Source organism: Pseudomonas alkylphenolica, from assembly GCF_016009175.1.
In the GTDB taxonomy this organism is placed as follows: Bacteria; Pseudomonadota; Gammaproteobacteria; order Pseudomonadales; family Pseudomonadaceae; genus Aquipseudomonas; species Aquipseudomonas alkylphenolica_B.
The window spans coordinates 63,488-88,092 of record NZ_JADUCM010000018.1 but is presented as its reverse complement, the minus strand read 5'-3'; the positions used below and the strand labels follow the sequence as shown (position 1 = coordinate 88,092).

At 62.9% G+C, this 24,605-nt stretch carries 20 protein-coding genes; 10 read left to right on the top strand and 10 right to left on the bottom strand.

Going from position 1 to position 24,605, the window contains the following annotated elements:
* The first annotated feature begins 109 nt into the window (after positions 1–109).
* The 3 genes from I5S59_RS16510 (at position 110) to I5S59_RS16500 (ending at position 3,641) form a co-directional block, all read left to right on the top strand.
* A complete protein-coding gene (locus I5S59_RS16510; RefSeq protein WP_128322488.1) occupies positions 110–652 on the top strand; it encodes a YaeQ family protein in 543 nt (180 codons plus the stop codon).
* A gap of 55 nt (positions 653–707) precedes the next feature.
* Entirely contained in the window at positions 708–2,417 is a 1,710-nt protein-coding gene (gene recJ / locus I5S59_RS16505; protein WP_197877576.1) for a single-stranded-DNA-specific exonuclease RecJ, read from the top strand.
* A gap of 117 nt (positions 2,418–2,534) precedes the next feature.
* Complete coding sequence (locus I5S59_RS16500; RefSeq protein WP_197877575.1) at positions 2,535–3,641, top strand: NADH:flavin oxidoreductase/NADH oxidase; 1,107 nt, start codon at positions 2,535–2,537, stop codon at positions 3,639–3,641.
* Between the two features lie 174 nt (positions 3,642–3,815).
* Here the strand turns inward: I5S59_RS16500 and I5S59_RS16495 are convergent, their stop codons facing one another.
* From I5S59_RS16495 to I5S59_RS16450, 10 genes are all read right to left on the bottom strand, one after another.
* Positions 3,816–5,678 carry an NAD(P)-binding protein gene (locus I5S59_RS16495; RefSeq protein ID WP_197877574.1) on the bottom strand — a complete coding sequence of 621 codons (1,863 nt, stop codon included), beginning with the start codon at positions 5,676–5,678 and terminating at the stop codon, positions 3,816–3,818.
* A 23-nt stretch (positions 5,679–5,701) separates the two neighbouring features.
* Entirely contained in the window at positions 5,702–7,126 is a 1,425-nt protein-coding gene (locus I5S59_RS16490) for a gamma-aminobutyraldehyde dehydrogenase (protein WP_197877573.1), read from the bottom strand.
* Positions 7,127–7,144: 18 nt separating this feature from the next.
* Positions 7,145–7,951 carry an ABC transporter permease gene (locus tag I5S59_RS16485; protein WP_116552142.1) on the bottom strand — a complete coding sequence of 269 codons (807 nt, stop codon included), beginning with the start codon at positions 7,949–7,951 and terminating at the stop codon, positions 7,145–7,147.
* Entirely contained in the window at positions 7,941–8,891 is a 951-nt protein-coding gene (locus tag I5S59_RS16480) for an ABC transporter permease (RefSeq protein WP_128322483.1), read from the bottom strand. The genes I5S59_RS16485 and I5S59_RS16480 overlap by 11 nt, the downstream gene beginning before the upstream one ends.
* A gap of 1 nt (position 8,892) precedes the next feature.
* Entirely contained in the window at positions 8,893–9,933 is a 1,041-nt protein-coding gene (locus I5S59_RS16475) for an ABC transporter ATP-binding protein (RefSeq protein ID WP_197877572.1), read from the bottom strand.
* Between the two features lie 149 nt (positions 9,934–10,082).
* Positions 10,083–11,234 carry a putative ABC transporter substrate-binding protein YdcS gene (gene ydcS, locus I5S59_RS16470; RefSeq protein WP_197877571.1) on the bottom strand — a complete coding sequence of 384 codons (1,152 nt, stop codon included), beginning with the start codon at positions 11,232–11,234 and terminating at the stop codon, positions 10,083–10,085.
* An 85-nt stretch (positions 11,235–11,319) separates the two neighbouring features.
* Positions 11,320–12,783 carry a gamma-aminobutyraldehyde dehydrogenase gene (locus I5S59_RS16465; RefSeq protein WP_197877570.1) on the bottom strand — a complete coding sequence of 488 codons (1,464 nt, stop codon included), beginning with the start codon at positions 12,781–12,783 and terminating at the stop codon, positions 11,320–11,322.
* Positions 12,784–12,886: 103 nt separating this feature from the next.
* Entirely contained in the window at positions 12,887–13,801 is a 915-nt protein-coding gene (locus I5S59_RS16460; protein WP_197877569.1) for a LysR family transcriptional regulator, read from the bottom strand.
* A 68-nt stretch (positions 13,802–13,869) separates the two neighbouring features.
* Entirely contained in the window at positions 13,870–15,402 is a 1,533-nt protein-coding gene (locus I5S59_RS16455; protein ID WP_197877568.1) for an MDR family MFS transporter, read from the bottom strand.
* A gap of 46 nt (positions 15,403–15,448) precedes the next feature.
* Entirely contained in the window at positions 15,449–16,111 is a 663-nt protein-coding gene (locus I5S59_RS16450) for a TetR/AcrR family transcriptional regulator (RefSeq protein WP_197877567.1), read from the bottom strand.
* Positions 16,112–16,318: 207 nt separating this feature from the next.
* Here I5S59_RS16450 and I5S59_RS16445 point away from each other — a divergent pair, with 207 nt between their 5' ends.
* The 7 genes from I5S59_RS16445 (at position 16,319) to I5S59_RS16415 (ending at position 24,557) form a co-directional block, all read left to right on the top strand.
* Positions 16,319–17,044 carry a tellurite resistance TerB family protein gene (locus I5S59_RS16445; protein ID WP_197877566.1) on the top strand — a complete coding sequence of 242 codons (726 nt, stop codon included), beginning with the start codon at positions 16,319–16,321 and terminating at the stop codon, positions 17,042–17,044.
* 130 nt (positions 17,045–17,174) lie between these two features.
* The gene (locus I5S59_RS16440; protein ID WP_197877565.1) at positions 17,175–18,797 is read left to right on the top strand and encodes a methyl-accepting chemotaxis protein; all 1,623 of its coding nucleotides are present in this window, start codon (positions 17,175–17,177) and stop codon (positions 18,795–18,797) included.
* 7 nt (positions 18,798–18,804) lie between these two features.
* The gene (locus I5S59_RS16435) at positions 18,805–19,341 is read left to right on the top strand and encodes a chemotaxis protein CheW (protein WP_197877564.1); all 537 of its coding nucleotides are present in this window, start codon (positions 18,805–18,807) and stop codon (positions 19,339–19,341) included.
* Positions 19,338–20,600 (top strand): CheR family methyltransferase, encoded by a 1,263-nt coding sequence (locus I5S59_RS16430; RefSeq protein ID WP_197877563.1) that lies wholly within the window; start codon positions 19,338–19,340, stop codon positions 20,598–20,600. The genes I5S59_RS16435 and I5S59_RS16430 overlap by 4 nt, the downstream gene beginning before the upstream one ends.
* Positions 20,597–21,259 (top strand): chemotaxis protein CheW, encoded by a 663-nt coding sequence (locus I5S59_RS16425; protein WP_197877562.1) that lies wholly within the window; start codon positions 20,597–20,599, stop codon positions 21,257–21,259. The genes I5S59_RS16430 and I5S59_RS16425 overlap by 4 nt, the downstream gene beginning before the upstream one ends.
* Positions 21,256–23,547: a hybrid sensor histidine kinase/response regulator gene (locus I5S59_RS16420; protein ID WP_197877561.1), complete on the top strand. Its 2,292-nt coding sequence runs from the start codon at positions 21,256–21,258 to the stop codon at positions 23,545–23,547. The genes I5S59_RS16425 and I5S59_RS16420 overlap by 4 nt, the downstream gene beginning before the upstream one ends.
* Positions 23,544–24,557 carry a chemotaxis response regulator protein-glutamate methylesterase gene (locus I5S59_RS16415; protein WP_197877560.1) on the top strand — a complete coding sequence of 338 codons (1,014 nt, stop codon included), beginning with the start codon at positions 23,544–23,546 and terminating at the stop codon, positions 24,555–24,557. The genes I5S59_RS16420 and I5S59_RS16415 overlap by 4 nt, the downstream gene beginning before the upstream one ends.
* Positions 24,558–24,605: the final 48 nt, after the last annotated feature.

Sequence of the window (24,605 nt, the reverse complement as noted above, 5' to 3'; positions counted from 1 at the left end):
CAGAGCTCCCGTTTTTATCACACGCCGACGCGCTCAGATACTGCTGCGGGGCAAGGATTGTACGGATCGGTTAGACTGGGCGACTTTTTCTCAGCGCAAGACGCCCGCCATGGCCCAGCCTTCCACGACCTACAAGTTTGAACTGAACCTCACCGATCTTGACCGCGGTGTCTACGAAAGCGTCAAGCAGACCATTGCCCGCCACCCTTCGGAAACCGAAGAGCGTATGGCCGTGCGCCTGCTGGCCTATGCCCTGTGGTACAACGAGCAACTGACGTTCGGGCGTGGCCTGTCGGACGTTGATGAGGCCGCCTTGTGGGAAAAGAGCCTGGATGATCGCATCCTGCACTGGATCGAGGTTGGCCAACCGGATGCCGAGCGCCTGACGTGGTGCTCGCGCCGTACCGAGCGCACCAGCCTGCTGGCCTACGGCAGCCTGCGCGTGTGGGAGACCAAGGTGGTCCCGGCGGTTAAAAACCTCAAGAACCTGAACATTGCGGCCGTTCCGCAAGAGGTGCTGGAGACCCTGGCCACCGACATGCCACGGGCGATCAAGTGGGATGTGATGATCAGCGAAGGGACGGTGTTCGTCACCGACGACCGTGGTCAGCACGAAGTCCAGCTGCAATGGTTGCTCGGCGAGCGCGGCTGAGGCCGGTTTGTTGACAATCAACTATTCCTGATTCACGAGAAGCTCACCACTGCCCATGCGTATTGAACCCCGTCCGCTGCCGTCGACCTTGCCATTTCTGGGTGAATTACCACCCTTGCTGACCCGTCTGTATGCCGCCCGTGGTGTGCAGTCGGCAGATGAACTGGACAAAAGCCTGGCGCGGTTGCTGCCGTTTCAACAGCTCAAGGGTATCGATGCTGCAGTCGACCTGCTGGTCGAGGCCCTGGCGCAGCGTCAGCGCATCCTGATCGTCGGCGACTTCGATGCTGACGGCGCCACGGCCAGCACCGTCGGCGTACTGGGTTTGCGCCTGCTGGGCGCCGCGCATGTCGATTACCTGGTGCCCAACCGCTTTGAATACGGTTACGGGCTGACGCCGGAAATCGTCAAGGTCGCCCTGGAGCGCCAGCCCGAGCTGTTGATCACCGTGGACAACGGCATTTCCAGTGTCGAGGGTGTGACGGCGGCCAAGGCAGCCGGGCTCAAGGTGCTGGTGACCGATCACCATTTGCCCGGCAATGAACTGCCCGACGCCGATGCAATCGTCAATCCCAACCAGCCGGGCTGCACCTTTGCCAGTAAGTCCCTGGCCGGGGTCGGGGTGATTTTCTACGTGTTGATGGCCCTGCGCGCGCGCCTGCGCAGCCTGGGCCACTATGAAACCCGCCCGCAACCGAACATCGGCGAGTTGCTCGACCTGGTGGCGCTGGGCAGTGTGGCCGACGTGGTGCCGCTGGATGCCAACAACCGCATTCTGGTTCACCAGGGCCTCGAGCGGATCCGCGCCGGTCGTGCCCGGCCCGGGCTCAAGGCCATCCTTGAAGTGGCCCGGCGCGAACCCGCGCGCATCACTTCTACCGACCTGGGCTTTATCCTCGGTCCGCGCCTCAATGCGGCCGGCCGCCTGGACGACATGAGCCTGGGGATCGAATGCCTGCTCAGTGACGATCAGCAATTGGCACGGGACATGGCGGTGCAGCTCGATGAGCTGAACCAGGACCGCAAATCCATCGAGCAGGGCATGCAGCGCGAGGCGCTGGCCCAGCTCAAGGACTTGCCGCTGGAGTCGATGCCGTTCGGGCTGTGCCTGTTCGAACCGGACTGGCACCAGGGCGTTATCGGCATCCTCGCCTCGCGCCTCAAAGAGCGTTACCACCGGCCGACCATTGCCTTTGCCGATGCAGGCGAGGGCATGCTCAAGGGCTCGGCGCGTTCGGTGCCAGGCTTTCACATTCGCGACGCGCTGGATGCCGTGGCGGCGCAGCACCCGCACCTGATCAGCAAGTTTGGCGGCCACGCCATGGCCGCCGGGCTGTCGTTGCCGGCGGATAACTTTCCGGCGTTCGCCCAGGCGTTCGACGAAGAAGTGCGCCGCCAGCTGCGCGAGGACGACCTCACCGGGCGCCTGTTGTCGGATGGCAGCCTGTCTGCCGAGGAGTTCCACCTGGAGCTTGCCCGCGCTCTGCGCAATGCCGGCCCCTGGGGTCAGCACTTCCCGGAGCCACTGTTCCATGGTGTGTTTCAGCTGGTCGAGCAGCGGGTTGTGGGGGAACGGCACTTGAAGGTAGTGCTCAAGAGCGAGTGTGGCTCGGTCAAGCTCGATGGCATCGCATTCGGCGTCGATCGCGAGGTGTGGCCCAACCCGACAGTGCGTTGGGTTGAGCTGGCCTACAAGCTGGATGTCAACGAGTTCCGTGGCCAGGAGAGCGTGCAGCTGATGATCGTGCATATCGAGCCGCGCTGAACCTTCGGAGCAAAGTGGTCTAGGCTCAAAAAGATTGGTCGATGAACCTGCGGGGAAGATTCTGTGGTCGGCCGGTCAACCATCTGGAGCCTTACCACTTGATTTGAGAGGTGCCCCATGAGCCTGCTGCTTGCACCCTACACCCTGCGTCATCTGACCCTGCCGAACCGAATCGCTGTTTCGCCCATGTGCCAGTATTCCAGTGTCGATGGCCTGGCCAATGACTGGCACCTGGTTCACCTGGGCAGCCGCGCCGTGGGCGGTGCCGGTCTGGTGTTTACTGAAGCCACGGCGGTCACTGCCGACGGACGGATTACCGCCCAGGACCTGGGCCTCTGGAATGACGCGCAGATCGCGCCGTTGCAGCGCATCACCCGTTTCATCACCGCCCAGGGCGCTGTGCCCGGCATTCAACTGGCTCATGCCGGTCGCAAGGCGAGTACCTACCGGCCGTGGCTGGGCAAACAGGGCAGCATCAAGCCGGCAGACGGCGGCTGGACACCGATCGGCCCGTCGAGCATTGCCTTCGACCCGCAGCACACCGCTCCGATCGAAATGACCAAGGCGCAGATCGACGAGGTGATCCAGGCCTTTGTCGACGCTGCACATCGGGCATTGAATGCCGGTTTCAAAGTCGTTGAAGTGCATGCCGCGCATGGCTACTTGCTGCACCAGTTCCTTTCGCCCCTGAGCAACCAGCGCCGTGACGAATACGGCAGCTGTTTCGAAAACCGCATTCGCCTGACCCTGCAGGTGACCGAAGCGGTACGTAACGTCTGGCCGGAGGAGTTGCCGGTGTTTGTGCGGCTGTCGGCCACCGACTGGGTGGAGGATGGCTGGAACCCGGATGAAACCGTGGCGCTGGCCAAGCGCTTGAGAGCGCTGGGTGTCGACCTGATCGATGTGTCGTCGGGTGGTACCTCGGTGAACGCCGAGATTCCGACCGGCCCCGGCTATCAGACCCGGTTTGCCGCCAAGGTCCGCGAGGAGTCGGGGATTGCCACCGGCACGGTGGGGATGATTACCGAGCCCATGCAGGCGGAAACCATCCTGCGTACGGCGCAGGCCGACATCATCTTCCTCGCCCGTGAGCTGTTGCGCGACCCTTACTGGCCGTTGCATGCCGATGATGATCTGGGCGGTAACAAAGCCACCTGGCCTGCCCAGTACCAACGGGCGACCAGCCGGGCAAACCCGATTCACGAATCGGATCTGCGCGACTGATCGTTCTATCGCTCCTGTAGGAGCCAGGCTTGCCGGCGAACCAGACGCCGCGGTGTGTCGGCAGACCGCATTATCGTTCATCGCGGGCAAGCCTCGCTCCTAAAGCCCCGGCTTGCCGGCGAACCAGGCGCTGCGGGCAAGTCGGAGCGCCGCCCGCTCGCTCCTACAGGATGCTCAGGTCAGCTCACCAACCGCCCGCCAGGCTTCATCGATGGCGGCATGGGCATACGCACTCCAGGCAGCATCGGAGTTGGCAATGCTGACATTGCCAACCGGCTTGCGTGCCAGCGTTATCCACTGTTCGGTCTGTTCCGGATCGTCATACAGCGTGTTGGTGAAGCAGGCATAACCATGCGGCCAGCGGTTGACGGTGATCGCCAGGATGTCCTGCTGGTGATCGAAGCCGCCGGGGCCGAGCATGCGTTGCAGTTGCTCGCGTAACTGGCTTTCCAGTACCTCGAAGGGCGTGCCATACAGCAGCGCACGGCCGGTACGCGCCTGGTCGCGGCTGTTCATGCCGCTGCCCGGGCTGGTGGGCACATAGACCATGTGCAGGCCAATGGGCTGCGCCGGGTCGCGCGGGTGCTCATAGCCGCCCATGCTCACCGGATAGTCCAGCTTGATGCGGCTATAGGGTTGGGTGGCGGCGTAGATCTCATGCACGCCAAGGTTCTGGAACGCCTGCCAGTTGCGCACGATGACCTTGGTGTACACCAGCGGGAACTTCACGTTCTGGCTCAGGGCGTGGGCCTGCTCGGTGGAGAGGTCGCGCAACAGGTAGGGAATCATCATGTTGTAGCAGGCCAGAATGCAGTGCTTGCCGCGCACCTGGGCCAGTTGCCCGGCGCGGCTGAAACCGACATTCACACCCCCATCGACGTTGCGTACGCTTACCGCCGTACTGCTAAGGCGCAGGCGCACCGGTTGGCCGGCGCGGTCGAGCTGGCTGTAGTCGAAATTGGCCAGGACGATGTCGTCCATATTCTTACCGGGTGCCACCGCAGGGATCAGGCTGCGGACCAGCAAGCGGGCCAGCGACGCGTTGCCATCGGGGAAGTGGTAGATGTACGGCTCTTCCATTTCCGCCTGGGCTTCTTCGCCGATGGGCTCAAGGTTCATCGCGGCAAAGCCGGGAAAGCCGACATAGTAGGCGTCGGCGGCAGCCACGGTGTCGATGCTCAGGGCCATGAAGTCGTTGGTGCGGCCCTGAAAGTACTTCACCGCTGTCGCGGACAGGCCGACATCCTTGAGCAAGAAATCCTGGTAACTGGTGCTTTCCAGATACGCCGTTTTCTCCTCCACCGATTTACCTTTCAGGTAGTCCCGGGGTGCTTCGTGCAGGTCGATCAACGCCGTGCGGTCAGCTTCCGGCAGGGGAAAATCGTTGATGAAGTCGCGTGGCGAACGGGCGTTGAGCTGCCCGGGGGCAATGTCGTCGGCGACCATGGGCGTCGGGTCGCCAGTGACCAGTTTGTCGGCACCAAAGGTTTCCTTGTCGAAGAATACGCCGCGCGACAGGCCTTTTCCGGGATAGAAACCACGGTCGAAAGCGGTTTCAAAGCGCTTGATGTCGACCCCGAGCTTTTTCAGCAGGCCATTGACCTCGGGGCTGTACAGGTGATTGGGCGACTGGAACGCTTCGCTGCCGCCATAACCGAGAATCATCCGGCCACCGGCACTGAACTCGTTGCGTTTGGCGTGACCGCCAAAGTCGTCGTGATTTTCGAGGATGAGGATCTTCGCCTCGGGGTGCTTTTCCCGATAGAAGAACGCCGCCGAGAGACCGCTGATCCCGCCGCCGCCGACCACCAGGTCGTAGGTCTCGCTGATCGGCAGGTCGTCGGTGGCGAAGGTCTTTTTCTCCCAGCCCATCTGGTGCGCGACCTCGAAGGCGCCGACATGGCTGCCGCGCAAACCGGTCAGTGCGGGCGGGTAGTAGCGCCCATCAGGTGCTGCCTGAAGCAGTTGCAGCGGGGTCAGGCCCGCTGCAACGCCGATGGCCACTCCATTGATGAAGTCGCGCCGGGTGATGTCCATAGGTTTCCGTACCTGTGTGAAAGTCAGTGTTTGAACATGACGTGCCGGATGCAGGTGTAGTCTTCCAGGCCGTACATGGACATGTCCTTGCCATAGCCCGACAGCTTCTGGCCGCCATGGGGCATCTCGCTGACGAGCATAAAGTGCGTATTGACCCAGGTGCAACCGTACTGCAGGCGCGCCGAGAGGCGGTGTGCGCGACCCACGTCGCTTGTCCAAAGTGACGACGCCAGGCCGTAGTCGGAGTCGTTGGCCCAGGCCAGTACCTGCTCTTCGGCGTCGAAACGGGTGACCGAAACAACCGGCCCGAATACCTCGCGACGCACGATTTCATCGTCCTGCTGGGCATCGGCGAGCACGGTCGGCTCAAAGAAGAAACCGTCGCCCGGTACTGCTTTACCCCCGGTAATCAGGCGAATATGCGGCTGGGCAATCGCCCGTTCGACCATGCCGGCAACCTTGTCGCGGTGCTGGGCGGTGATCAGCGGTCCGAGCTCTGTTTCAGAATCGTCTTGCAGGCCGTATTTGATCGTGCTGACCGCCGCGCCTAGCTTTTCCACGAACTTTTCGTAAATGCCGCTTTGCGCATAGATCCGGCAGGCAGCTGTGCAGTCCTGACCGGCGTTGTAGAAGCCGAAGGTGCGGATGCCCTCGACCGCCGCGTCGATGTCGGCGTCGTCGAAGATCAGCACCGGGGCCTTGCCGCCCAGCTCCATGTGCATGCGTTTTACTGTGTCAGCGGTACTGGAGATGATGTTGGCGCCGGTGGGGATGGAGCCGGTCAGCGACACCATGCGTACTTTGGCATGGGTCACCAGTGGCGTGCCGACACTCGGGCCACGGCCAAAGAGGATATTGAGCACGCCGGCGGGGAAGATGTCGTTGGCCAGTTGCGCCAGGCGCAGGGCGGTCAGCGGCGTTTGTTCCGAGGGTTTGAGCACTACGGTGTTGCCGGCGGCCAGTGCTGGCGCGATCTTCCAGGCCACCATCATCAGCGGGTAGTTCCACGGCGCGATGGAGGCGATCACGCCCAGCGGGTCGCGACGGATCATCGAGGTATGGCCCGGCAGGTATTCGCCTGCCGCCGAGCCGCTCAGGCAGCGGGTTGCACCGGCAAAGAAACGGAACACGTCGGCGATGGCCGGGATTTCGTCATTGAGCGCCGCGGCATAGGGTTTGCCGCAGTTGTCCGATTCCAGGCGCGCCAGTTCTTCGCCGTGCTGCTCGATGCTGTCTGCCAGTTTCAGCAGCAACAGCGAGCGGTCCTTGGGCGTGGTTTGCGACCAGCTTTGAAACGCCTGGTCGGCGGCGCGCACGGCGGCGTCGACCTGAGCCTCGCTGGCCTCGTTGATCTCGACCAGCGTGCTGCCCAGCGCAGGGTTGAGTACCGCCAGCGCGTTGCCTTCACCGGCAACCAGTTGGCCATTGATCAGCAGTCGGGTTTGCATCGTTCGGTCCTCCTAGAGTTATTTGCCGCTACCGGCGACGCTTTCGCCACCGCGGGTCAGGTAATAGGCGCCAAGGATCGGCAGCATGGTCACCAGCATCACCAGCATGGCCACCACGTTGGTCACCGGCACATCCCGAGGCCGGCTGAGCTGGTTGAGCAGCCAGATCGGCAGGGTCCGCTCGTGGCCGGCGGTGAAGGTGGTGACGATGATTTCGTCGAACGACAAAGCAAAGGCCAGCATGCCGCCCGCCAGCAGGGCAGAGCCGAGGTTGGGCAGGATGATGTAGCGGAAGGTCTGCCAGCCGTCGGCACCCAGGTCCATCGACGCCTCGATCAGGCTATGGGAGGTGCGGCGCAGGCGGGCGATGACGTTGTTGTAGACGATCACCACGCAGAATGTGGCGTGGCCGACGACGATGGTAAAAATCCCCGGCTCGATGCCCAGGCTTTTGAACGCCGAGAGCAAGGCGATACCGGTGATGATCCCGGGAAGGGCAATCGGCAGGATCAGCATCAGCGAGATGCCTTCCTTGCCAAAGAAGCTGCGGCGGTACAGCGCGGCCGACGCCAGGGTGCCGAGTACCAGAGCGATGAGGGTGGCCAGACAGGCCACCTGCAGCGAGAGTTTGATCGACTCCAGCACGTCGGGCCGCGAGAACGCCACACTGAACCACTTCAGGGTGAAGCCCTGGGGCGGAAAGCTGAAGGCCGCGTCTTCGGTGTTGAAGGCGTAGAGAAAGATGATCAGGATCGGGAAGTGCAGGAACACCAGCCCGCCCCAGGCGGCCAGGCGCAGGCCCAGCGAGGCTTTTTCAGAGTGCATCGAAGGCCCCCAGGCGTTTGACAATGGACAGGTACACGGCGATCAGCACGATGGGCACCAGGGTGAACGCCGCGGCCATCGGCATGTTGCCGATCGCGCCTTGCTGGGCGTAGACCATGCCGCCGATGAAATAGCCGGGCGGGCCGACCAGTTGCGGCACGATGAAGTCGCCCAGGGTCAGCGAGAAGGTAAAGATGGAGCCGGCGGCAATGCCCGGCACCGACAGCGGCAGGATCACCTGCATGAAGGTTTGCCGGGGCTTGGCACCGAGGTCGGCGGAAGCCTGCAACAATGATGGTGGCAAGCGCTCCAGCGAAGCCTGGATCGGCAGGATCATGAATGGCAGCCAGATGTAGACGAACACCAGGAAGCGTCCCAGGTGCGACGTCGACAGGGTGCTGCCGCCAACCCCCGGGATGGTCAGGATGAAGTGCAGCACCGGCTCCAGGCTCAGTTGCTGGACGAACCACTGGGCGACCCCGCCCTTGGCCAGCAGCAAGGTCCAGGCGTAGGCCTTGACGATATAGCTGGCCCACATCGGCATCATCACCGCGATGTAGAAAAATGCCTTGGTCTTGCCCGTGGTGTAGCGCGCCATGTAGTAGGCGATGGGAAAGGCCAGCGCGGCGCTGGCGATGGACACGGCGATGGCCATGCCCAGGGTGCGCAGGATGATGTCGAAGTTTGCCGGATTGAACAGCGCGGCAAAGTTGGCCAGGGTCAGGTCCGGCGTCACCGCCATGGTGAAGTCGTCGAAGGTGTAGAAGCCCTGCCACAGCAGGTTCAGCAACGAGCCGAGGTAGATTGCGCCAAACCAGATCAGCGGCGGAATCAGCAGCATCAGCAAGTACAGGTTCGGTCGCCGATAAAGCAGGTTGGAGAAACGCCGCAACGGCGAGTTTACGGGGCGCAAGCCCGGTTTTTCGAGGGCCAGGCTCATTTCAGTGGCCCTCGCTCAGCACGGTTTCCTGCAACGCGGTCATCGCCGCGCGGGCCCAGCGCGCCTGAACGCGCTGGCCGGTTTGCCAGGGCTGGGCGTGTTCTTGCCATTGGTTGTTGGCGTGGCTCACCGCCAGCAGCTGGCCGTTGTCCAGCTTGAGCTCGAAGCGGGTGGCGCTGCCTTGGTACTGGATGTCGTGGAGCAGGCCGCTGACCTGGATTTCGTGACTGGCCGCGGCCTGATCGCCCAGGCGAATATGCTCCGGACGGATCGAGAAGGGCAGCTGGCTGCCGTTCAGTTGCTGGGCCAGTTCACCGCGCACGACGTTGGAGGTGCCGACAAATTCGGCGACAAAGGTGGTTGCCGGTTTCATGTAGAGGTTGCGTGGGGTGTCGACCTGTTCGATGCGCCCGCGGTTGAACACCGCCACGCGGTCGGACATCGACAGCGCTTCGGTCTGGTCGTGGGTGACGAAGATGAAGGTGATGCCCAACTGGCGCTGGAGCTTTTTCAGCTCGCTCTGCATTTGCTCGCGCAGTTTGAGGTCGAGGGCGCCGAGCGGTTCGTCCAGCAGCAGCACACGCGGACGGTTGACCAGCGCGCGGGCCAGGGCCACCCGTTGGCGCTGGCCACCGGAAAGCTGTACCGGCTTGCGCTCGCCATAGCCGCCCAGGGCCACCATGGCCAGGGCTTCTTCGGCGCGGGCATGACGCTCCTGCTTGCCAATGCCCTTGACCTTAAGGCCATAAGCGACGTTGTCGCGCACGTTCATGTGCGGGAACAGCGCGTAGTCCTGGAACACGGTGTTGACGTCGCGCTGGTACGGCGGCAGGCCGGCGGCTTCGGCGCCATGAATGCGGATCGAGCCACTGCTGGGTTGTTCGAAGCCGGCGATCAGGCGCAGGCAGGTGGTTTTGCCCGAACCCGACGGACCAAGCATGGAGAAGAACTCGCCGTCCTGGATGTCGATGGAAACCCGGTCGACGGCTTTGACCTCGCCGAACGAGCGGGAAACCTGGGTGAACTGGACTGCAAGGGTCATGATGGTGTTGCTCCGGACTGCGGGTTGTTTGTGTGGGCGCAATTTCCTGTAGGAGCGGATTTATCCGCGATGGGCTGCGAAGCAGCCCCATGTTGGGCCCGCGCTGCGGGCCTTCGCGGATGAATCCGCTCCTACAGGGGAACGGGGACTCAGCGGCCGCCCATGATCGCGATGTAGTCCTGGGTCCAGCGGCTGTACGGCACGAACTTGCCGCCCTCGGCCTGCGGGGTTTTCCAGAAGGCGATCTTCTCGAACAAGTCGTAGCCGTTGGTCTTGCAGCCCTCGGCGCCGAGCAGCTCGCTGCCGGTGCAGGCTGCCGGTACCGCTGGCAGAGAGCCGAACCAGGCGGCGACATCACCCTGGACCTTCGGTTGCAGCGACCAGTCCATCCACTTGTAGGCGCAGTTCGGGTGCTTGGCGTCGGTGTGCAGCATGGTGGTGTCGGCCCAGCCGGTGGCACCTTCTTTCGGCACAGTCGAAGCCACCGGCTGGTTGTCGGCCTTCAGCCCGTTGACCATGTAACCCCAGGAGCTGGAGGCCGCGACGCCTTCGTTCTTCACATCGCTCATCTGCACGGTTGCGTCGTGCCAGTAGCGGTGGATCAACGGTTGTTGCTGGCGCAGCAGGTCAAGCACGGCCTTGTACTGGGTTTCGTTCAGTTCGTAGGGGTTCTGGATGCCCAGCTCCGGCTTGGCCGACTTCAGGTACAGCGCGGCGTCGGCAATGTAGATCGGGCCGTCATAGGCCTGCACACGGCCCTTGTTCGGCTTGCCATCAGGCAGGTTCTGCGGCTCGAACACCACGTTCCAGCTGGTCGGCGCTTCTTTGAATACATTGGTGTTGTACAGCAGCACGTTAGGGCCCCACTGGTAAGGGGTGCCATAAACCTGCTTGTTGACCACGAACCAGTCGCCGTTCTGCATGCGCGGGTCGACGTTCTTCCAGTTGGGGATCAGCGCGGTGTTGATCGGCTGTACGCGCTTGCCGGCAATCAGGCGCAGCGAGGCGTCGCCCGAGGCGGTGACCAGGTCGTAGCCGCCCTTGGCCATCAAGCTGACCATTTCGTCGGAGGTGGCAGCGGTTTTCACGCTGACCTTGCAGCCGGTTTCCTTTTCGAAGCCGGTGACCCAGTCGTAGGCCTTGTCGCTTTCACCGCGCTCGATATAACCAGGCCACGCCACGATATCCAGCTGGCCTTCGCCAGCGCCCACGGCTTTGAGCGGTTCGGCGGCCTGGACCGCGGCACTGGCCAGCAGGGCGGTGCTCAGGGCGCTGAGCAGAGCGTTCTTGTGCACTGACATGGTATTCCCTCTTGTTCAAATTATGGTCGGGGCAGTAGTGAAAGCGGTGACACAACTCTTATAAGCGTAGTGCTGTTGTTCCGGTCTAGGCCAAATGCTCGCCGTGGCGCGCCATGATGTGGCGGACCACGCTGTAGTCCTGCAGCGAATCACTGGACAGATCCTTGCCGTACCCGGAGCGCTTCAGGCCGCCATGGGGCATTTCGCTGACCAGCATGAAGTGACTGTTGATCCAGGTGCAGCCGTACTGCAGGCGGGCGGCGATCTGCATGGCCTTGTCGAGGTTCTGCGTCCACACCGAGGAGGCCAGGCCGTACTCGGAGTCATTGGCCCAGTCAACCGCCTGGCTCAGCGCCTCGAAGCGGGTCACGGTCACGACCGGGCCGAACACCTCGCGCTGGACGATCTCGTCATTTTGCTTGCAGCCGGCGAGCAAGGTTGGCTGGTAATAGAAGCCAGGCCCTGAGTGCACGGCGGCGCCGGTGATCCGCTCGATATGCGGCTGGCTCAGCGCGCGCTCGACAAAGCTGGCAACCCGGTCGCGCTGGCGGGCAGTGATCAACGGGCCGATTTCGTTGTCGCTGTCGCGCTTGCCGGCGAAACGCAGGCTGGCGACCGCGGCACCCAGTTCGGCCACCAGGCGATCATGGATGCCAGCCTGGGCATAGATGCGGCAGGCGGCGGTGCAGTCTTGCCCGGCGTTGTAGTAACCATAGGTGCGAACCCCCTCGACCACCGCCTGCAAGTCGGCATCGTCACAGACGATTACGGGCGCTTTGCCACCGAGTTCAAGGTGGGTGCGCTTGAGGGTTTTCGAGGCGGCCTGCAGAATTTTCTGGCCGGTGACGATATCGCCGGTCAGCGACACCATGCGCACCTTGGCATGGCTGACCAAGTGACTGCCGACGCTTTCGCCGCCACCGCAGATGATGTTCAGTACACCGGGCGGCAACAGCGCATTGAGCGCGGGTGCCAGGGCCAGGATCGACAGCGGTGTGTGTTCCGACGGTTTGAACACCAGGGTGTTGCCGGCTGCGAGGGCCGGGGCGATTTTCCACGCCGCCATCATCATCGGGTAGTTCCAGGGCGCAATCGACGCCACCACGCCCAATGCATCACGGCGCACCATGCTGGTGTAGCCGGGCAGGTATTCGCCGGCCAGTTGCCCGGTCTGGCAGCGCACGGCGCCGGCAAAGAAGCGGAACACATCGATGGCAGCCGGCAGGTCGTCCTGGCGTGCCAGGTGCAACGGCTTGCCGCAGTTCAGGGCCTCCAGCTGCGCCAGTTGATCGGCATGCTGCTCGATGGCATCGGCAATCGCCAAGAGCACGTTGGCACGCTGTTGTGGCGTGGTCCGTGACCAGCTGGCAAAGGCTCGGTGTGCGGCCAGGATCGCGGTTTCGACCTGTTCGGTGCTGGCCTCGGGGATATGTGCCAGCACGGCGCCGGTGGCCGGATTGAGAATGGGCTCGGCCAGGCCATTGCCGTTCACCAGCTCGCCATCAATGAGCAGGGCGGTGCGTAGCGCAGTGGAGGGGGAACCTGACATCGTGCGGATTCTCTATTTTTATGGTGGCACGTTGGATGCGTTGTCTGAGACTAGAGCGACTCAGCCAGCCCGACAAATGCTAAATACTGAAGGCACCATTCGATTAAATCGAATGCCGTCTTCCGGCAGTCGGTTGTTCGCGGGCGACAGTGAGGAACGGGTCGACCAGCGCCGGGCGTGCCGTGCCCCGGCGCCAGGCAAGGCCGACGTCGAGGGTCTGGTGCAGGTCGGCCAGCGGCCGCGCTTCGATAATGTCACCCTCCAGTGACCACGGGCGGTAGGTCATGTCGGGCTGGATCGATACCCCGAGCCCCGCCGCCACCAGGCTGCGCACCGCTTCGGTAGAGGCCGTGCGCAGGCTGATCTGCGCGCGCAAGCCGGCACCGGCCCAGATGCGCTTGGCGTTCTGCTCCATTTCATCGACGTTGAGCTGAATCAGCGGCTCCAGTGCCACTTCGGCCAGGCTGATGCTGTCGCGCTCCAGCAACGGGTGCTGGGCCGGAAGCCAGAGCCGGTGCGGGGAGTGGGTGAGGACTTCGGTCTGCAGCGCCAGGCGGTCTTCGAGGTTGGAGAGAATCAGCACGCCGACATCGATTTCGCCGCTGACCAGCAAGTGTTCGATATAGGGACGTTCGTCTTCGGTGACGTGGATGTCGACGTTGGGGTAGGCGCGCTGGAAGCGGGTCAGCAGGTCGGCCAGGTAATAGCCGGCGACCAGGCTGGTAACGCCGATGGTCAATTGCCCGGCAACCTGGTCGGTGCTCTGTTGCAGGCTGCGCTTGGCATTGTCGACGGTGGCCAGGATCAAGTGCGCCTGGCGCAGGAACTGATGCCCCTGGTGGGTCAGGGTCATGCCCTTGGCGTGGCGGTTGAACAGGCTGACACCGATCTCTTGCTCCAGTTGCTGAATCGCCAGGGTCAGGGTGGATTGAGAAATGAACGCGGTCTGGGCCGCGGCGGAAATCGAGCCGGTTTCAGCAACGGCGATGAAGTGGCGAATCTGGCGCAGGGTCATCATGGCGGCGATCTTTTATGAGTTTTATCGGCCTGATGGAGTGTATATCTTTTTTTCCGATGGCTATGGCGTCAGACCCCCTGTGCCTTGCGCAGGGGCACTTCTTTCAGCAGCCAGGACAACGCAAAGGCAACGCCGGTGATCACGCAGGCCACCAGGAACACGCCGTGCATGGCGCCGGAGAACGCCTCCAGGTAGAGGTGTTGCAGGGGCGCGGCGAGGGCATGCACGTCTGACGGCGACAAGCTGGCGGGGGCACCGGCGCTGGCGGGGAAGTCACCGGTCAGCCGATCGAGCAAGCTATGGGAGAACAGGGCGCCAAACACCGAGACACCGATGGCTCCGCCAATCGAACGGAACAGCGTCGCGCCCGAGGTTGCAACGCCCATGTGGCGCAGCTCCACGCTGTTCTGCACGGCGAGGATCAGCACCTGCATGACCATGCCCAGGCCGGCACCCAGCAGCCCCATGTAGAGGTTCATCAGCGCCGTTGGCGTATCCAGGTCCAGGCGGCTCAGCAGGCCCAGGGCGATCACCTGGAGCAAGGTGCCGAGGATCGGGAAGATCCGGTAACGGCCCCAGCGGCTGATCAGGCGCCCGGTAATTGCGGACACCACCAGCAGGCTGCCCATCAATGGCAGCATCTGCAGACCGGCGCTGGTCGGGGTGGCGTCCTTGACCACCTGCATGTACATCGGCAGGAAGGTCACCGAGCCAAACAATGACACGCCGACGATAAAGCCGATCAGCCCGGCCAGCACAAAAGTGCGGTGACGGAACAGGTGCAGCGGCATGATCGGCTCGGCCGCGCGGCGCTGCTCAAGAACGAACCCTGCCAGGCCGATGAGGGCGAACAGCGACAGGCACAGGATGTCCAGCGAGGCCCAGGCAAACTGGGTGCCGCCCAGGCTGGTAATGAGCACCAGCGAGGCCAGCGCCACGGTCAGGAAGAACGCGCCGATGTAATCGATGTCGTGCTTTACCCGGGCCACGGGTGGACGGAACACACTGCCGATCACCAGCAGCGCGAGCAGCCCCAATGGCAGGTTGATGTAGAAGATCCAGCGCCAGGACAGCTGTTCGACCAGAAAGCCGCCGATCAGTGGCCCGACCACGGTTGCCAGGCCGAACACGCCGCCAAACAACCCCTGGTAGCGCCCACGTTCAGCGGGTGGAATGACGTCGCCAATAGCCGCCATCGCCACCACCATCAAGCCGCCACCGCCCAGGCCCTGAAGCGCGCGCAGCAATACAAGCTCGGTCATGTTCTGCGCGGCGCCGCACAGCACCGAGCCCACCAGGAACAGGACGATGGCAACCTGCAGCACGCGCTTGCGGCCATAGAGGTCACCGAACTTGCCATACAGCGGCACCACCACGGTGGACGCCAGCAAATAGGCGGTCACCACCCAGGACAGCCAGCGCAAACCGCCCAGGTCGCTGACGATAGTCGGCAGGGCGGTCGAGACGATGGTCTGGTCCAGCGCTGCGAGGAACATCACCAGCAGCAAGGCACTGAGCAACAGAGGGATGGGCGGGTGCTCGGCCTTCTCGACGGGCGCGGCGGTAGCGATAGCGGCAGCGTTCTCGGATGTCGGTTGCATGCGGGGACCTGAACAAAAAAGGGCAATCGATGATGGCTGTGCGTATTCAGCGGCTTTCGCGTTGCGTGTATTGCCGGCCGACTTCCTGCAACCCTGCCAGGGCGAAGCTGTACAGCTGGGCAGAAACGACATCGCCGGGCATGTCGAGTATTTCCTGCAGGGCACCGGAACCACCGCGTGGGCCGATCAGCAGCATTGCCCAAGGGGCGGTAACGCAGAGGATGCAACGGGTCAGTGCAGGGTCGTCTACCGCAATAGCGGTAATTTCGCTGAACAGTCCTTTGAGCAGTGTCAGTTTCAGTGACGCCTCGGTCTGCAGGCCTGTCGGGTTCTGGCTGCTGGGGGTGAGAATTTCGGCCGCCAGCACACGCAAGTGCCAGCTCTCACGGCCTCGCGACGCCTTGCGTACGACGAGCTCGATCAGTTCGCGCAGTTTTTCCGCTGCCGGTTGTGCGCTGCGGGTAATGCGTTGGAGGTCGGCAATATCCAGAAAGCGCCGTCGGGCCTCATCCAGTACCGCCAGGTACAGGCCGTTGCGGCTGCCGAAGTGGTAGTTGATCGACGCCAGGTCAACCTCGGCCTTGGCGGCCACTGCCTTGTTGCTGGTATCGGCATGGCCAAGCGCGGCGAAGAGCTCGCCGGCAGCCTCGAGAATACGCGTGCGGGTAGCTTCGCCGTCTTTGCGAGGTTCACGGGGATAGGTGGCCATGGGAAGCGCTCCGCAGAGGATGATCGTTGGCAGAGATTGATCTTCATTAAGTTTAAATTCAATTTAAATTTAATTTATGCGACGAAGCGAGCAAGGCGCAGGTAGTGAAGGTGATTGGCTTCGTCACGTGTAGCAATACATTTCAAGCTGATCAACACAGGCAGCGCGCTAGAGTAGCTAGCTCGAAGACTACAGTGGAGACCTCTGATGAACACCCGTGGCTTACTCGATCAATTGCTCAAATCCGGCCAGGACCTGTTGCAGAACCAGGCTGGCAAAGGCCAGGCTGCAAAGCCCGGCGCAAGTGGTGGGCTGGGTGATCTGCTCGGCGGCAAAGGCGGCGGCCTGGGCAGCCTGCTCAGCGGTGCCGGTGGCGGTGCCCTGGCCGCCGGCGCAATGGGCTTGCTGCTGGGTAACAAAAAAGCACGCAAGTACGGCGGCAAAGCGCTGACCTACGGCGGTCTGGCTGCCCTTGGGGTATTGGCCTACAAGGCGTATGGCAACTGGCAGTCCAAGCAGGGCGCCACGTCGGCGGGTGAGCCGCAGACTCTCGATCGTTTGCCGCCGGCGCAGGTCGAACAGCACAGCCAGGCGATCCTCAAGGCGCTGGTAGCCGCGGCCAAGTCCGATGGCCATGTCGATGAGCGCGAGCGGGCCTTGATCGAAGGTGAGTTCGTCAGGCTCGACAACGACCCGCAATTTCAGCACTGGCTGCACGCCGAACTCAACAAGCCGCTGGATCCGGCTGATGTGGCCCGGGCTGCGAGTACGCCGGAAATGGCCGCTGAAATGTACATCGCCAGCGTCATGATGGTGGACGAGGAACACTTCATGGAGCGCGCCTACCTGGACGAACTGGCGCGGCAATTGAAGCTCGACCCGGCCTTGAAGGCAGAGCTGGAAAATCAGGTGCGGATGGCCGCCGCGCAATGAATGCGGGCTAATGGCCACTATTGCCCTCAATAAGTGCCGAACAGTGCGCAAAGTCAGGCGAAAAACCGCGCAGTGCCTGGGCTATACTCAGCCAATTTTTCTGCTCGCGTAGAACCTTTGAGGGCTGACTGTGAAAAACTGGACCTTGCGCCAACGGATACTGGCGAGTTTCGCCGCGATAATTGCCATCATGCTGCTCATGGTGGTTGCCGCTTACTCGCGGTTGTTGACGATCCAGGCCGGTGAGGAAGCGGTGCGCACCGACAGCATCCCCGGGGTCTACTACAGCTCGATGATTCGCAGTGCCTGGGTAGACAGCTATCTGTTCACCCAGCAACTGGTGGGCTTGAGTGACAATCGCGAGCTCACTGCGGCTGACATGGAGCTGTACAAAAGCTTCGACGCGCGCCTCAAGCAGCACATGGACAGCTACCAGCGCACCATCCAGGACCCTGACGACCAGGCCCGCTTCGAGGAGTTTGGCGGTTATGCGCAGAACTACCTCAAGGCTGTGGATAGCGTGGTCGGGGCCTACCGCAATAAGGATTACAACGCCGCTCGACAGTTGATCAACGAGGTGCTGACGCCCGCCTGGACCACCGGCCGCACGCACTTGAACGGTGTGATCGAACACAATCGCAAGGCCGCTGAAGCTGCAGCAGAGTCGATTGATGGTGCAGTGATCACGGCCAAGCTCAGCATGGCCATTTCGCTGACCCTGGCGATCATTGCCGCAGCCATTTGCGGCTTGCTGCTGATGCGCGCCATTACCGCGCCGATGCAACGCATCGTGCATGCCCTGGACAAGCTCAGGGGCGGTGACCTGAGCGTGCGCCTGAACCTCGACCGCAAGGACGAGTTCGGCGCCGTCGAGACAGGCTTCAACGAGATGATGGGCGAGTTGACCAACCTCGTGTCCCAGGCCCAGCGCTCTTCGGTGCAGGTGACCACCTCGGTCACCGAGATTGCCGCCACGTCCAAGCAGCAACAGGCAACCGCCACTGAAACCGCCGCGACCACCACTGAGATCGGTGCTACTTCGCGGGAAATTGCCGCCACCTCGCGTGACCTGGTACGGACCATGACCGAAGTTACCTCGGCCGCCGATCAGGCGTCGATTCTTGCCGGTTCCGGGCAGCAGGGGCTGGCGCGCATGGAAGAGACCATGCATCAGGTGATGGGCGCCGCCGACCTGGTCAACAACAAGCTGGCGATCCTCAACGAGAAGGCCGGCAACATCAACCAGGTGGTGGTGACCATCGTCAAGGTCGCCGACCAGACCAACCTGCTCTCGCTCAACGCCGCCATCGAGGCGGAAAAAGCCGGTGAGTACGGGCGTGGCTTTGCTGTGGTCGCCACCGAAGTGCGGCGCCTGGCCGACCAGACCGCCGTGGCCACTTACGACATCGAGCAGATGGTCCGCGAGATCCAGTCGGCGGTGTCAGCCGGGGTCATGGGTATGGACAAGTTCTCCGAAGAAGTGCGCCGCGGCATGTTCGAAGTGCAGCAGGTCGGTGAACAACTGAGCCAGATCATTCATCAGGTCCAGGCCCTGGCGCCGCGGGTGCTGATGGTCAATGAAGGGATGCAGGCGCAGGCCACCGGCGCTGAGCAGATCAACCACGCCCTGGCGCAACTGGGCGATGCCAGCAGCCAGACCGTCGAGTCGCTGCGCCAGGCCAGCTTTGCCATCGATGAGTTGAGCCAGGTTGCAACCGGCCTGCGTGGCGGTGTATCGCGGTTTAAAGTCTGACGCGCCGATGACCGACTTTCCGCTTCGCCGTGGCCAGAACGCGACTGCTCACGGGACCTTGTACCTGTTGTTCAGGATCGCTGAGCACCGCTTCGCCCTTGATGCTCATGAAGTGGTCGAAGTATTGCCACGCCTGCCACTCAAGCCCATTGCTCATGCCCCTGACTGGGTGGCCGGTGTGCTGGCCCATCGCGGCGCGCTGGTGCCGGTGATTGACGTAGGTGCCTTGAGTTTTGGCATGCCGGCACCGGTGCGCACCAGTACGCGTCTGGTGCTGGTGCACTATCGGGCCGACCCGCTGCGCCCGGAGTTGTTGCTGGGGCTGATTCTTGAGCAGGCGACCGACACCTTGCGTTGCCTGCCGGAGGAGTTCCAGCCTTACGGCCTGGATAACCAGCAAGCGCCTTACCTGGGCCCGGTGCGCGAGGATGCGCACGGGCTCGTGCAACGCATCGGCGTGCAGGACTTGCTCAGCGATTCTGTGCGCGCGCTGCTGTACCCCTTGCCGGATCCGCAGGCAGGTGAACAGCGGGAGTCGCCATGAGTAAAGAACAGCGTTTTTTCAGCTTCTTGCAACAGCGTATCGGCCTGGACGTTGCCTCGGTGGGCGCACCGATGGTCGAGCGGGCCCTGCGCCAACGCTGTGCCGCCGTGAACGCCGTTGACCTCGACGACTACTGGCTGCGGTTGCAGCAGTCGAACGAAGAGCAGCAGGCACTGATTGAGGCCGTGATTGTTCCGGAAACCTGGTTTTTCCGTTATCCGGAGTCGTTCACGGCGCTGGCCGATCTTGCCCGCAAACGCCTGGCAGAACTTGGCGGACTCCGGCCACTGCGTATCCTCAGCCTGCCGTGCTCCACTGGCGAGGAGCCATATTCCATTGCCATGGCCCTGCTCGACGCAGGCATCGCCGGGCATTCGTTCCGGATCGACGGCATGGACATCAGCCCGTTTTCGGTCCAGCGTGCCGAGCAAGGGTTGTATGGCCGCAACGCCTTTCGCGGGGCGCACCTGGATTTCCGTCAACGGCACTTCGATGAAACCGATGAAGGCCATCGTCTGCATGAGCGGGTGCGCCAGCAGGTCGATTTGCAGGTGGGCAACGTGCTGGACCCGGCACTCAAGTCGCGCGAAGGCAGTTATGATTTTGTCTTTTGCCGCAACTTGCTGATCTATTTCGATGTGCCCACCCAGCAACGGGTCTTTGAGGTGCTCAAAAGCCTGATCCACGCTCAGGGTGTGCTGTTTATCGGGCCTGCCGAAGGCAGCCTGCTGGCGCGCCTGGGCATGCGACCGCTGGGCATCTCGCAGTCCTTTGCTTTTGTGCATCAGGCCGAGCCGGCGCCTGTGATCGAGCCCAAACCGCTGAACGTCGTGCCAATCATGGCGTCGGCGCCCAACGTGGCGCGACCGTTGCCTGTGCCTGCGCGCAAACGCACGGCGATCACGCCGCCTGTGGCGGCCCGGGTGCTGGCGTCAGACAACAGCGCCGAGTTGCTGGCACAGATAGCGCGCCTGGCCAACGCCGGCAGCAGCGTCGAGGCTCAGGCGGCCTGCGCGCGTTATTTGCAGCACTATCCGCCGCATGCCCAGGTGTTCTATTGGCTGGGCCTGCTCAGTGATACGGCAGGCGAGGCCGACGCGGCACTGGGCCATTACCGCAAGGCGCTCTACCTTGAACCTCAGCATCCCGAGGCCCTGGTTCATCTGGCTGCACTGCTTGAGTCACGGGGCGACAGCGCAGGTGCTCGCCGTCTGCAGGAGCGCGCCGCACGCCGGCTCGACCGGGAGCCTGAACAATGATTGGAGATAACCAGGTGCAGGTTGTTGCAACGGATGCCGCTGCCATTGATGACTGCTGGAACCGTATTGGTGTGCGCGGCGATAAAAGCTGCCCCTTGCTGGTCGAGCATATTCACTGCCGCAACTGTGCCACCTACGCCAGTGCGGCAACGCGACTGCTGGACCGTTACTCGCTGTCTCAGGACAGCCATGCACAGGTTCAGGTGCAAGAGGAGGGGAGTGGCCGCTCGATGTTGCTGTTCCGCCTGGGCGAAGAATGGCTGGCCCTGCCTACCGCTTGCCTGGTCGAAGTCGCGCCGTTGCAGCCGGTGCATTCGCTACCCCACCAACGCTCGCGGGTACTGCAAGGGGTAGCCAATGTGCGTGGGGCGCTGGTGCCGTGCCTGTCGCTGGCAGAGCTGTTAGGCCTGGGTGTGCTCGCCTCGGCCAGCGCCTCCAGCCGGGTCATGCCGCGCATGTTGATTATTGCCGCCACCGGTGGTGCGGTGGTGGTCCGGGTTGATGAAGTAGACGGCATCCATGGCCTGGATCCCGAGCGCCTGGAGCACGAACAGGGCGAGGCCCGCTTTACTGCGGCGGTGCTGCAGTGGCGCGGACGCAGTGTGCGTGTGCTGGATGAACAACAAGTGCTGTCTGCCGTGAACCGGAGCCTGACATGACCCCAGAGCAAATGCGCGACGCTTCGTTGCTCGAGCTGTTCAGCCTGGAGGCCGATGCCCAGACCCAGGTGCTCAGTGCCGGCCTGTTGGCCCTCGAGCGTAACCCGACACAGGCCGACCAGCTCGAAGCCTGCATGCGTGCGGCGCACTCCCTGAAAGGGGCGGCACGTATCGTCGGAGTGGATGCCGGGGTCAGTGTTGCCCACGTAATGGAAGATTGCCTGGTCGGTGCCCAGGAAGGCCGTCTGCGTTTGAGTGCAGAACACATCGATGCCTTGCTGCAAGGCACCGACCTGCTCATGCGCATTGCCACGCCGGGTGATGACACCCTTGAACCTGCGGTACAGGCTTTTTTGCTGCAAATGGCCACATTGCTGGACCCGACTGCTACTGCGACTATTGCGGCGCCTGCTGCGCCGCTCGCCATGCCGGTACCGCAGGCAATGCCGCTTGTGGAAGAGGCCGTGGTCGAAGCTGCTCATCTTGATACCGAGCCCGAACCTACCGCGCCACGCAAAGGCAAGCGTAGCGGTGAAGGTGGCGAGCGGGTCTTGCGGGTTACGGCCGAGCGCCTGAACAGCCTGCTCGACCTGTCGAGCAAATCCCTGGTTGAAACCCAGCGGCTCAAGCCGTACCTGGCTACGTTGCAGCGCCTCAAGCGCATGCACAGCCAAAGCATCCGTGCCCTGGACGGGTTGAAAACCCAGCTCGAGGCCAGTGGCCAGAGCGCCGAAGTGCAGGAGGCGCTGGCCCAGGCCCAGCAGTTGCTGGGGCAGACCCAGCAGATCCTCCTGCAACAGGCCGCCGACCTTGATGAGTTCGGCTGGCAAGCCAGCCAGCGCGCCCAGTTGCTGTATGACACCGCCCTGGCGTGCCGCATGCGCCCCTTTGCCGACGTGCTGACCGGGCAAAGCCGTATGGTCCGTGACCTGGGGCGCTCATTGGGCAAACAGGTGCGGCTGGACATCGAGGGTGAGAAGACCCAGGTTGATCGCGACGTCCTGGAAAAACTTGAAGCGCCGTTGACCCACTTGCTGCGCAACGCGGTCGATCACGGTATCGAGTTGCCTGAGCGCCGGCTGCTGGCGGGTAAACCGCTGGAAGGCCAGGTGCGCTTGCGCGCCTCTCATCAGGCCGGCCTGCTGGTGCTTGAAATCAGTGATGACGGCGGTGGTGTCGATTTACAGCGTTTGCGCCGGAGCATTGTCGACCGTCAATTGTCGCCTGCTGAAACCGTGGCGCAGATGAGCGAGGCGGAGCTGCTGACCTTCCTCTTCCTGCCGGGGTTCAGCTTGCGTGACGAGGTTACCGAAGTGTCCGGGCGCGGTGTCGGGCTGGACGCGGTGCAGCATATGGTCCGCCAGCTGCGCGGCGCGATCGTGATGACCCATACCGGCGAACAGGGCAGTTGCTTCCACCTGGAGGTGCCGTTGACGCTGTCGGTGGTGCGCAGCCTGGTGGTTGAGGTCGGGGAGGAGGCCTATGCCTTCCCTCTGGCGCATATCGAACGCACGCTGGAGCTGCCCGCCGAGGCCATCGTCCAGATCGAGGGGCGCCAGCATTTTTGGCACGACGGCCGGCACATCGGCCTGGTCGCTGCCAGTCAGTTGCTCAATCGCCCGCCGAGCCAGGCCGACGGCCAGACCATCAAGGTGGTGGTCATCCGCGAGCGCGAGACCTTGTATGGTGTGGCAGTTGAACGCCTGATCGGTGAACGTGTGCTTGTCGTCATGCCGCTCGATGCGCGACTGGGCAAGGTTCAGGACATTTCGTCCGGTGCGTTGCTCGATGATGGCAGCGTTGTACTGATCATCGATGTTGAAGACTTGCTGCGCTCGGTCGATAAGCTATTGAGCACCGGGCGCCTGGAGCGCATCGAACGCGGCCAGTCGGCAGCACGTGAGGCGGCGCGTAAGCGTGTTCTGGTGGTGGATGACTCGCTCACCGTGCGTGAGTTGCAGCGCAAGCTGCTCAGCAACCGTGGTTATGAGGTGGCGGTCGCGGTTGATGGCATGGATGGCTGGAATGCCTTGCGCAGCGAGGATTTCGACCTGCTCATCACGGACATCGACATGCCGCGCATGGATGGTATCGAACTGGTCACCTTGTTGCGTCGCGACAGCCGCTTGCAGTCGCTGCCGGTCATGGTGGTCTCTTACAAGGACCGTGAAGAGGATCGCCGTCGTGGACTGGACGCCGGAGCCGACTACTATTTGGCAAAAGCCAGTTTTCATGATGACGCCTTGCTTGATGCCGTGGTCGAGCTGATCGGGGGAGCCCAGGGATGAAGATCGCTATCGTCAACGACATGCCCATGGCGGTTGAGGCCTTGCGCCGGGCGTTGGCGTTCGAGCCTGCGCACCAGGTGGTGTGGGTTGCCAGTAACGGCGCCGAAGCCGTGCGCCTGTGCGCCGAGCAGACCCCGGACCTGGTTCTGATGGACCTGATCATGCCGGTCATGGACGGGGTCGAGGCGACCCGGCGCATCATGACCGAGTCACCCTGTCCGATCGTGATCGTCACGGTCGACCGTCAGCAGAATGTCCACCGTGTGTTCGAAGCCATGGGTTACGGCGCGCTGGATGTGGTCGACACCCCCGCCCTGGGCGCCGGCGACCCCCGGCAGGCCGCAGCACCGCTACTGCGCAAGATCCTTAACATCGGCTGGTTGGTCGGCCAGCAGCGCACCAATACCCCGCGGCCCCTGGCTACACCGTTGCGTGAGGCTGCGCAGCGCCAGGCGCTGGTGGCCATTGGATCGTCGGCGGGAGGGCCGGCGGCCCTGGAGGTTTTGCTCAAGGGGTTACCGCGTGACTTTCCTGCCGCCATTGTGCTGGTCCAGCATGTTGACCAGGTCTTTGCCGCCGGCATGGCCGAATGGCTCAGCAGTGCCTCGGGCCTGGCAGTACGGCTGGCCCGCGAAGGTGAGCCGCCGCAACCCGGGCAAGTGCTGCTGGCAGGGACCAATCACCACATACGCTTGCTCGATAATGGCAGCCTGGCGTACACCGCGGAGCCGGTAAACGAGATCTACCGGCCTTCGATCGATGTGTTTTTTGAGAGTGTGGCCCGTTACTGGCGTGGCGACGCGGTTGGCGTCCTGCTGACCGGGATGGGGCGCGATGGTGCCCAGGGCCTTAAATTGATGCGCCAGCAGCGCTTCCTGACCATCGCTCAGGACCAACACAGCAGTGCCGTATACGGCATGCCCAAGGCTGCGGCCGCAATAGATGCAGCAATGGAAATTCGCCCTCTGGAGCGCATTGCTGCACGATTGATGGAAATTTTTCCTAAATGACGATATGTATTGTGGCACGCCGGTCTGCCGGTAGTGACCAGGTGACAG